Origin of the sequence: Aliiruegeria haliotis (genome assembly GCF_003003255.1) — a bacterium.
Taxonomy (GTDB): Bacteria; Pseudomonadota; Alphaproteobacteria; order Rhodobacterales; family Rhodobacteraceae; genus Tropicimonas; species Tropicimonas haliotis.
The window spans coordinates 124131-133357 of sequence record NZ_PVTD01000012.1; the positions used below are offsets into that span (position 1 = coordinate 124131).

At 60.8% G+C, this 9227-nt stretch carries 11 protein-coding genes; 5 read left to right on the forward strand and 6 right to left on the reverse strand.

The genetic code is table 11. From position 1 onward, the window contains the following. Positions 1 to 48 precede the first annotated feature (48 nt). Genes CLV78_RS20695 through CLV78_RS20705 form a run of 3 tightly spaced genes read left to right on the forward strand, consistent with a single transcriptional unit; the run spans position 49 to position 1142 of the window. The gene (locus tag CLV78_RS20695; protein ID WP_106207603.1) at positions 49 to 321 is read left to right on the forward strand and encodes a YciI family protein; all 273 of its coding nucleotides are present in this window, start codon (positions 49 to 51) and stop codon (positions 319 to 321) included. Beyond that, positions 321 to 740: an EVE domain-containing protein gene (locus CLV78_RS20700; RefSeq protein WP_106207605.1), complete on the forward strand. Its 420-nt coding sequence runs from the start codon at positions 321 to 323 to the stop codon at positions 738 to 740. The genes CLV78_RS20695 and CLV78_RS20700 overlap by 1 nt, the downstream gene beginning before the upstream one ends. Positions 741 to 758: 18 nt before the next feature. After that, positions 759 to 1142: a DUF1761 domain-containing protein gene (locus CLV78_RS20705; RefSeq protein ID WP_106207607.1), complete on the forward strand. Its 384-nt coding sequence runs from the start codon at positions 759 to 761 to the stop codon at positions 1140 to 1142. 475 nt (positions 1143 to 1617) lie between these two features. Here CLV78_RS20705 and CLV78_RS20710 read toward each other — a convergent pair whose 3' ends face one another. Beyond that, a complete protein-coding gene (locus CLV78_RS20710) occupies positions 1618 to 1959 on the reverse strand; it encodes a DUF2853 family protein (protein ID WP_106207609.1) in 342 nt (113 codons plus the stop codon). Positions 1960 to 2165: 206 nt separating this feature from the next. Continuing rightward, positions 2166 to 3086 (reverse strand): tRNA pseudouridine(55) synthase TruB, encoded by a 921-nt coding sequence (truB, locus tag CLV78_RS20715; protein ID WP_106207611.1) that lies wholly within the window; start codon positions 3084 to 3086, stop codon positions 2166 to 2168. Between the two features lie 296 nt (positions 3087 to 3382). On the opposite strand from truB, the gene CLV78_RS20720 reads away from it, so the two are divergent. Continuing rightward, positions 3383 to 3727 carry a DUF2794 domain-containing protein gene (locus tag CLV78_RS20720; protein ID WP_106207613.1) on the forward strand — a complete coding sequence of 115 codons (345 nt, stop codon included), beginning with the start codon at positions 3383 to 3385 and terminating at the stop codon, positions 3725 to 3727. A gap of 4 nt (positions 3728 to 3731) precedes the next feature. On the opposite strand, the gene CLV78_RS20725 is transcribed toward CLV78_RS20720, so the two are convergent. From CLV78_RS20725 to CLV78_RS20735, 3 genes are all read right to left on the reverse strand, one after another. Next, positions 3732 to 4559 (reverse strand): C40 family peptidase, encoded by an 828-nt coding sequence (locus tag CLV78_RS20725; protein ID WP_106207615.1) that lies wholly within the window; start codon positions 4557 to 4559, stop codon positions 3732 to 3734. After that, on the reverse strand, positions 4556 to 5935 hold the full coding sequence (locus CLV78_RS20730) for a leucyl aminopeptidase family protein (protein WP_106207617.1): 1380 nt from the start codon (positions 5933 to 5935) through the stop codon (positions 4556 to 4558). The genes CLV78_RS20725 and CLV78_RS20730 overlap by 4 nt, the downstream gene beginning before the upstream one ends. Positions 5936 to 6001: 66 nt before the next feature. Continuing rightward, entirely contained in the window at positions 6002 to 6382 is a 381-nt protein-coding gene (locus CLV78_RS20735; RefSeq protein WP_106207619.1) for a hypothetical protein, read from the reverse strand. A 153-nt stretch (positions 6383 to 6535) separates the two neighbouring features. Here CLV78_RS20735 and CLV78_RS20740 point away from each other — a divergent pair, with 153 nt between their 5' ends. Further along, a complete protein-coding gene (locus CLV78_RS20740) occupies positions 6536 to 7204 on the forward strand; it encodes a carbonic anhydrase (RefSeq protein ID WP_106207621.1) in 669 nt (222 codons plus the stop codon). Between the two features lie 455 nt (positions 7205 to 7659). On the opposite strand, the gene CLV78_RS20750 is transcribed toward CLV78_RS20740, so the two are convergent. Next, positions 7660 to 8682 (reverse strand): aspartate-semialdehyde dehydrogenase, encoded by a 1023-nt coding sequence (locus tag CLV78_RS20750; protein ID WP_106207625.1) that lies wholly within the window; start codon positions 8680 to 8682, stop codon positions 7660 to 7662. Positions 8683 to 9227 lie beyond the last annotated feature (545 nt).

The following is a 9227-nucleotide window of genomic DNA, read 5'->3' on the forward strand; positions in this document are numbered from 1 at the left end:
GCGCCCTGCCGCGGGATTGTGCAGCAACCCGAGACCAAGGAGACCAATATGCTCGTCGCACTCATCGCCAAGGACAAACAGGGCGCGTTGCAGACCCGCCTGGACAATCGCCCCGCCCATGTGGAGTACCTGAAATCCAGCACCATGGTCTCGCAGGCCGGACCGCTTCTTGATGCGAATGGAGAGATGTGCGGCTCGCTCGTGATCCTTGATGTCGAGGACATGGCGGAGGCGCAGGAGTGGGTGGATGCGGACCCCTACGGAAAGGCGGGCCTGTTCGAAAGCGTGGAACTTGTTCCATGGAACCGGGTGATCGGCTGATGGCGTTCTGGCTGTTCAAATCCGAACCGTCGACCTGGTCCTGGGATGACCAGGTTGCAAAGGGAGAGGAAGGCGAGGAGTGGGATGGCGTGCGGAACTACCAGGCGCGCAACAACATGCGGTTGATGAGGGCTGGCGACCGCGGCTTCTTCTACCATTCTCAAAAGGAAAAGGCCGTGGTGGGCATCGTCGAAGTCTGCGCGGAATCGCATCAGGACAGCACCACCGAAGACGCGCGCTGGGATTGCGTGGATATCCGCGCGGTGGCCCCCCTTGCGCGCCCCGTAACGCTGGCCGAAATCAAGGAGCATCCTGATCTGGCAGAGATGGCGCTGGTGAAGAACACCCGATTGTCCGTGCAGCCGGTATCCGAGGCTGAATGGGCGATCATCTGTGAACTGGGCGGCATTGCCCCCTGACCCTACCGGAGGATATTCATGGGACTTCTGTCGGTTTTGGTCGCTGGGGCGGCCGCATGGGTTTTCGGAGCACTCTGGTACAGCGTGTTGTCGCAACGCTGGCTGGAAGCGGCAGAATTGGGTGAAGGCGACATCGATCCTGCCAACCCGATCCCCTACATCATCAGTTTCCTGTGCGCGGTGCTGGTGGCCGGGATGACGCGGCATATCCTCGTCGGCTCGGGTGTCGAGACTCTGGGCGGTGGCTTTGTCTCCGGGCTCGGCCTTGGCCTTTTCATCGCAACGCCGTGGATCGTGACGAACTACCTCTACAGCCAACGCAAGCCCGCCCTGATTGTCATCGATGGGGGCTATGCCACGCTTGGCTGTGCGATCATCGGTGCGGTCCTGATGTTCTTTTGACCCGATAGGTTTTCAAGACGTGCCAAGGCGGAAGCCGGAAACATGATCAGCGATCAAGTTGCCCGTGTTGCGCAGTCACTCCGACGGCCGCGATCGTGCAATATGCTGCAACGGCCGGAGCGCCGTGGACAGTGAAGCGGTCCATTCGACTGGTGTTTTGGAGAATGCCTGTTCGGCTATCGCGCTGTCTCGCTCCAGTTCGGGACCCCGTGATTGGGTCCGACCGGATCGAGTTGCTTCAATCATGGACGCGTTGCTGGCTGCCGAGAGAGACAGCAAAAACCTAGTCCTGAAGAAAAGATGGAGGGTTCCCCCCGGAACCCTCCATCACCCCACGTGCCCTTGGTTGCACCACACGCGTGTATGAGAAATCCGGGGTCGTCCTGACCCGCACCAATGGCATACTTGACACCCCGGATTCGTTCAACTCCGGAGTGTCAGGCATTTGATCCAAATGGAAAAGATACTGCGGGCGCTACCTGTAGACAGAGTCCTTCCCGAAGTGTTTGGTGAGCAGGTAGTAAACAACCGCACGGTACTTGTTGCGCTCGGACTTGCCGTAGGTCTCGATGACTTTCTGGATGCCTTCCATCAGCTCCGGGCCATCAGCGAGGCCAAGCTTCTTGATCAGGAAATTCTCCTTCACAGTCTCCAGCTCGGAATCCTGGCTGGATGCCACGGTCGATGCATCTTCGTTGTAGATTGACGGACCACAACCAATCGTGACCTTGGTCAGAAGATCCAGGTCGGGTTCGACGCCGCACTTGGTCTTCAGATCGTCGGCGTATTTTGCAATGAGTTCGTCACGCTTGCTCATGGTTTCTCCCTTTTCAACGCATCAAGTAAATGCAGCAGGCCCTTCCCGCCAGTGACACGACGTTAACCGCCAGATCCCCGTTGAAAAAGAAAAATCCGGCCGGGCATGACCGCTTGACATGGGTGCAGGCGCGAATGGCCAATCCGGCCGGAGGGACGCCCCGCACTCCGGAAATTGGCAACCGGTTCGCTGAAGGGCGGCTGAACTCAACCGTCCTGTGGGAGATTGAAAACTCGATTGGGGTGCAACTCTCCGCCACGGTAGATCCCGATGGCGACGGGTTTGCCCTGGTAGCTGGCCCAGGCGGTGTCCCCGTATTCGACATTGGCTGCCGACAGGACCATGCCGGGATTTCCGTTCCTCAGCCGCGCGGCCCCTTCCGGGGTGCAGGGCAGGCAGGGAAGATCCACGAGCGATGCCTCCAGCGGGCGCAGATAGCTGTCGAGGTCCGGAGTGCGCGCCAGAGTTTCGATGGTCTTGTAGTCAAGTGCGTCCCCGATCTCGAACGGACCGGACCAAACGCGGCGCAGCGCCGTGACGTGGGCGTGACATCCAAGAGCGTCTCCAAGGTCCCGTGCGATAGAGCGGACATAGCCACCTTTTCCGCAGATCATCTCCAGCGTGGCGTGGTCCGTGTCGGCTCGTTCCACCAGATCCAGACTGTCAACATAGAGAGGGCGCGCAGCGATCTCGAAGTCCTCGTCGTCACGCGCCAGAGCATAGGCGCGTTCGCCGTCGATCTTCACTGCCGAGTACTTCGGTGGAACCTGCTGTATGTCGCCGACAAAAGCGGGCAGAGCCGATGCGATCTCGGCATCCGACGGCCGCGCATCGCTTGTTGCGATCACCTCGCCCTCGGCGTCGTCGGTATTGGTCGCCTGGCCGAACCGTACGGTAAACCGGTAGGCCTTGAGCGCCTCGGTGACGAAAGGAATGGTCTTCGTGGCCTCGCCTAGTGCGACGGCCAGCAATCCGGTCGCCGCTGGATCGAGCGTTCCGGAATGTCCGGCTTTCTTTGCCTCGAACGCCCAGCGAACCTTGTTGACGACAGCCGTCGATGTGAGTCCCGCGGGCTTGTCCAGGATGACCCAACCGGAAATGTCCCGCCCCTTGCGTCTGCGCGCCATGATTCAACCCTCTGGTGACAAGGGCGGCGGGGTAGCGCGTGTGGGCAGCCACGTCAACGCTCAGCTGCGCGCGCGGATCGATCTGGAGCTGGGGGATGGATGTGTTGTCCGGCACTGCCTACTGGGTGGGGGCTGTAATTGACAGTGCCGGACAGAGCCTAAGCTCATCACACAATTGATGAATGACCCCCGGACGTGGCGCGGTTGAGGGCGAACCGAGGAAACTTGGTGGTCAAGATACGGCAAAATTACGGCGAGGGTTGATTTGCCGGAAGGGACGACTCAGAGTTGGGAGCATGAACATGCAGCCTCCGACCCCGCTTCCTGTCAGCCGCGTGCCGGAACAGGTGGCATTCGATCGCCGCGAGCTGAGCGTCATTCTTTCGCTCTATGGACGTATGGTAGCCGCCGGAGAATGGCGTGATTACGGTATCTCCTGCTTGCGGGAAGTGGCCGTTTTCTCTGTTTTCCGACGCACCGCCGAGACGCCACTTTATCGGATCGAGAAACGCCCCAAGCTCCGAAACCGGCAGGGAATGTACGCAATGATCGGGATGGACGGGCAGGTGCTCAAACGTGGCCACGACCTCAGGGCGGTGCTGCGCGGGCTTGAGCGAAAGCTGATCCGGCCCGTGGATTGATATCCTACCCCGGCCGGCGGTGTGCTAGTACCGGGCCCGTTTCCTTCGCGATCCGGTCGATGGCCTCCCGGAGACCTTCGTAGGAAACGGCCATGTGGTAGGCGTTGGCGTGGATAATCCGATCGGGGGACACTGCCATGGCCACGTGCCCCGTCCAGAACAAAAGATCCCCGCGACGGACTTCCGAACCGACCTCCCTTTCCTGCCCGACGCTCGCGCCTTGAAGGTCGCTGTCGCCGGGACAGGGATGTCCGCAGGCGAGAATTGCCGCCTGTACAAGTCCAGAGCAGTCGATTCCCATTCGCGAGTTCCCACCCCAGAGATAGGGCGTGCCGAGGTACCGTTCGGCGATTGCTACGGGGTCGGTTTCTGTATGGTCGACCGGGATGATGTGGCCTGCGGGAACAAAGGACCCGGTGTCGGTTTCTGCATAATTGCCTGTCACGCCAGTGATTTTGAGCATCGAACCGTGGGAGAGCCATCCGACCTCATGTGTCTTGAGGTCAGGCTTCGGGTAGAGATGCGTCGAAGGCGCGATCACGCGATGCGTTGGCGTTCGGGGAGGAGTCAGGGCGGTCGCATCGGCGTAGCCGACATAGCCATCCTTTAGAGATTGCAGGAAGGCATGGCCATCCCGCTCCTCCAGCACGCGTACACGATCCCCGTAGATCAATTGCCGGTCGCGCGGCCCCTCGGGGCGTCGCAACAGGTCGATGACCGGTTCGGCTACCTGCCGGACCATTCCTCTGACGTAGGTCGGAGCCTCGACGACATCGCGCAGTTCTTCGGCCGCGACGTGTTCATTTGCGGGTGTCAGGCGCGGATCGCTCATAGGTACAGAACCTCCGGCAGGGCTTGCAGGATGGCACGGGCACCCTGTCCGACGCCTCCCACCGGACGTGCCGGGGCGGCCGTGGGCTGCCAGCCATAGATGTCGAAATGCGCGTAGGACCGAGCCCCCTCGGCAAACCTGCGCAGGAACAGCGCCGCCGTGATGGACCCGGCAAACCCACCCTTGGGCGCGTTGTCGAGATCGGCGATCATCGGCTCGATCATCTTCTCGTAGGGGGTATGGAAGGGCATGCGCCAGACCGGGTCGGCGACCTGCTCCGCCGCGTTCGCGAGCGTTGATGCGAACACGCCATTGTCGGTGTAAAACGGCGCGATGTCGGGCCCAACTGCAACCCGGGCCGCCCCGGTCAGCGTCGCCATGGAGATCAACATGTCTGGATCTTCTTCCACCGCAAGTGCCAAGGCATCGGCGAGGACCAACCGGCCTTCGGCATCGGTGTTGTTGATTTCGACCGTCAGACCCTTGCGCGACGTCAGAACGTCCTGCGGTCGGAACGCGTTGCCGGAGACGCTGTTCTCAACGGCAGGGATCAGGACCCGCAGCCGCAGGTCCAGCCGGAGAGACATGATCATCCGGGCCAGTCCAAGCACCGTCGCAGCGCCGCCCATGTCCTTTTTCATCAGCCCCATGGATGCCCCTGGCTTCAGGTTGAGGCCACCGGTGTCAAAACAGACACCTTTGCCAACAAGCGTAAGGGTCGGGCCGGTGTCGCCCCATCTCATGTCGATCAGTCGCGGCGCGCGGGGAGAGGCGCGGCCGACGGCGTGGATCATGGGGAAATTCTCGGCCAGGAGAGTGTCGCCGAGCGTTACCTCGCAGGTGGCGCCAAACTCGACGGCCAGATCGCGGACGGTGGCTTCGAGTTCTTCGGGCCCCATGTCGCTGGAAGGTGTGTTGATCAAGTCGCGTGTCAGGGCCTCGCCCTCGGCGATCGCATTCACGCGGTCTGTGTCAAGGAAATCTGGAGGCAGAAGCCATGACGATGCCTGCGCGCCCTCTTTGTAGCGATCGAAACGATAGTTGGTCAGCGCCCAGCCAAGGCACTCCTCCTCCGCGACCTGTGCCGGAAGCTCGGTCGCGAGGCTGTAGTGACCGGGTGGAAGTGTTCTGGCGGCCAGGGCCAGATGGAATCGTCCCCGTGCACGGGAGTCCCTGTCGCCATACCCGGCCACGGCAAGCGGGCCGTTGTCATCGGGGACGAGCGCGGCCTCGCCAAGTGCGCCGGTGAATGCAATGCGATCCAGCCATGAACGGACCGTCTGAGATTGGCCCGCCTTCCAGTCAGCGAAGCGATCCCTTTCCACGACGTGCAAGGGAATTGGATCTGACGCGTCGGTTCGGGGCAGCAGGGGCATGACAGTGCTCTTTCCGTGGATCGATTGCCGCGCAGCCTAGCGTTTGTCCAACTGCCCGCAAGAGGGTCAGATGCTGAGATCCCGCATATCCCAAATCGCGGTGAGGGACTTGTCGCCGATCCGTTCCAGCCGGCACAGGGTCGCGGCGATGGCGACCGGGTCCTGCTGTGACGCGCAATCGCACACATCGCTGGATACCTGGGCCAGCGTCGCCATGCCGACCTGATCGGCGATACCAACCAGGCTGTGGGACATTTTCGCCAATTCGCCATGACGTCCCGCACGGTGCAGTGGCGCAAGGTCGGACAGTCGCACCGCCAGTTCCTCCATCGCGCGACAGATCACGTTCTCCGCGCCGGCCGCGCCGAGTTGGCTGTAGAGCGCCTGCAGCTTGCTCGAGTCGAGCCGCACCTGCTCATCGTGACAAAGGGTTGCTATATGGGCCACCTGATACCTCGCATCTTTTCACCGCCCACCCCGACGGTCGCTCGGATCATTCAGGGACTGATTGAACAAAGGGTTATGGGTGGCCGTCAGTTTGCCCTCGAATTTCGCTAAATGCCGCCGTAGATTTCAGCGACGTCTGATGGGAGCGCGACAATGTCCGAGAGCAAAAAAGAGATTCACGCACGGGCGCTGCCGCCCTACCTGGTGACGAGGTATCGTGGGTGGAAGGCCACCACTTATTCGAACAACAAGATCTGGTACCGGCGCCTGGCGGAAGATGGGCAGCACCCTCGCATCATGGCAATTGCCTGCTGCGATAGCCGGGTGAACGTGAACGATATCTTCAGCGCCGAAACGGGCGATATCTTTCTCCACCGGAACATTGCCAACATCGTTCCGCCCTACTTGCCGGATGGCGACCCGCACGGCACCTCGGCCGCGCTGGAATACGCGGTGAGGGTGTTGAAGGTCGCCCATGTGGTGGTGGTTGGTCACTCCGACTGTGGTGGCGTGAAAGGATGTCACGAAATGTGCAGTGGCAATGCGCCCGAGCTGGAAGCCAAGGAGAGCTTCGTGGGCCGCTGGTTGCAGATCCTGCGCCCGGGCCACGAGCGTGTCGCCCACATCGAGGACGAGAAGGCACTGCTCAAGGAACTGGAAAAGCAGACCGTGGTGGTGTCATTGGAAAACCTGTGGGAGTTTCCCTTCGTGCGAGAAGCGATCGAAGCGGAACGGCTGTCGCTGCACGGTCTTTGGGTCGATATCGGAGCCGGCACGCTGGAACACTACCTGCCGGAGATCGGCGGATTCGCACCTATTTGACCGTCACGGCGACGTGCCTGGGCGCAATCACGCGTCGGGCATGTTCTTTCGGTAAAGCGGTGGCGGTGCAATCAGCGATATGTCTTCGGAGATGGCGGCTCGCAAGGCGGCCTGTCGGGCCGCCAAGGCCTTGGCGCGCCGCCGTTGACGCCAGCGCAAACCCGCTCCAAATCCGAACCAGGGAACTGCCACACGAATTCTGGGCGCGGCCCCTGCCTTGTGTTGACGCAACATATTACCTCCCCCGGAATAGTCGCACAATCAATCGCGCTAGTGTGGGAGATTCTTACCCCCGTCATAAGTCCCGGGATTACGGGACCCCTCTGGCTTGCGGGATGAGGGCATTTGAGTCAATAAAATTTAGGATATCGGCTATGTGACCCAGCGGAACCTGGGCCGATTTGCAACCAATCAGTGTGGTTTGGCGCGGCGGTGAGGCCGCCGCGCCGACCGAATCAACCCTTCTTGAGGATCCGATTTCCGAGCAATTCGGCGATCTGCACGGCGTTCAAAGCGGCGCCTTTCCGCAGATTGTCGGAGACACACCAGAGGTTCAGGCCGTTGTCGAGCGTCGAATCCTGGCGGATACGGCTGATATAGGTCGCGTATTCACCGACCGACTCGATCGGTGTGGCGTAGCCACCGTCCTCGCGCTTGTCGATGACCATGATACCCGGCGCTTCGCGCAGGATATCCCGTGCTTCGTCCTCATCGAGGAAGTCCTCGAACTCGATGTTCACGGCCTCCGAGTGACCGACGAAAACGGGCACCCTTACACAGGTCGTCGTCAGCTTGATCGATGGATCGACGATCTTCTTCGTCTCCGCCACCATCTTCCATTCTTCCTTGGTCGAGCCGTCTTCCATGAAGACGTCGATATGGGGAATGACGTTGAAGGCAATCTGCTTCTGGAATGTGGACGGCTCGACTTCCTGACCCGGCACATACATGCCCTTGGTCTGGTCCCAGAGTTCGTCAATGCCATCCTTGCCCGCGCCGGACACCGATTGGTAGGTGCTGACCACGACGCGCTTGATCCGTGCACGATCGTGGAGCGGCTTCAGCGCCACCACCAATTGCGCGGTTGAGCAGTTGGGGTTCGCGATGATCATCCGGTTGCGGTAGTGCTCGACCGCGTCGGGGTTCACCTCCGGAACGATCAGCGGAATATCCGGCTCGTAGCGATAGAGCGAAGAGTTGTCGATCACGACGCAGCCGGCGTCGGCAGCCTTGGGCGCGTAAACCTTCGTGGCACTGGCACCAATGGCGAAGAGCGCGATGTCCCAGCCCTCGAAGTCGAAGGTGTCCAGGTCCTGGGTCTTGATAGTCTTGTCGCCAAAGCTGACTTCGGTGCCGAGAGACTTTCGGCTCGCGAGGGCGGCAATCTCATCAACCGGAAACTGGCGCTCGGCCAGGATGTTCAGCATTTCGCGGCCCACGTTCCCCGTGGCACCAGCGATAACGACACGATAACCCATCGGTCCTTCTCCTATTGTGTGCGCGGGCCTCTTAGCAGCGGGGTTCCCTAGGCGAAAGGCGTTTCTGCGGTGCGGCCAAGTCGGACAATGTGGCGGCGGACTCGCGGCAGGCGTTCAGGATGCCCGCCGGATGAAATGTTGGACATCTTTTACACGCGCCCGCGCGCGCGTACGCATGTGAGATGCCCTGACATGCTGGAACGAAACCGTGGACGCCCACGTCAGGGTCGGTTGAACCGATTCCGCCCGTTCAAACCTGAAACGACTCGCGAGTCTCGGGTCGGAGCACCTGATTCCAACCCGGATTCGCTTGATTCGAGGACTAAACACGCGGAATTCACGGGTGGACGCAGGGGAAAGCAAACGTTTTCGCAGAAAAAAGTCTAACCTAAATATCTGAAATAAAACCATAAAAATGAAAACTAGAAAAAAGTCCCGGTTTTATGTCGGAAACCACTTGCGGGGATTGGTTGGTATCCGTAGAACCCCCTTCACCGGCGGCGCTGAGGCGCACGGCGGGGCGCCAGACGGGCGGCACGGAGACG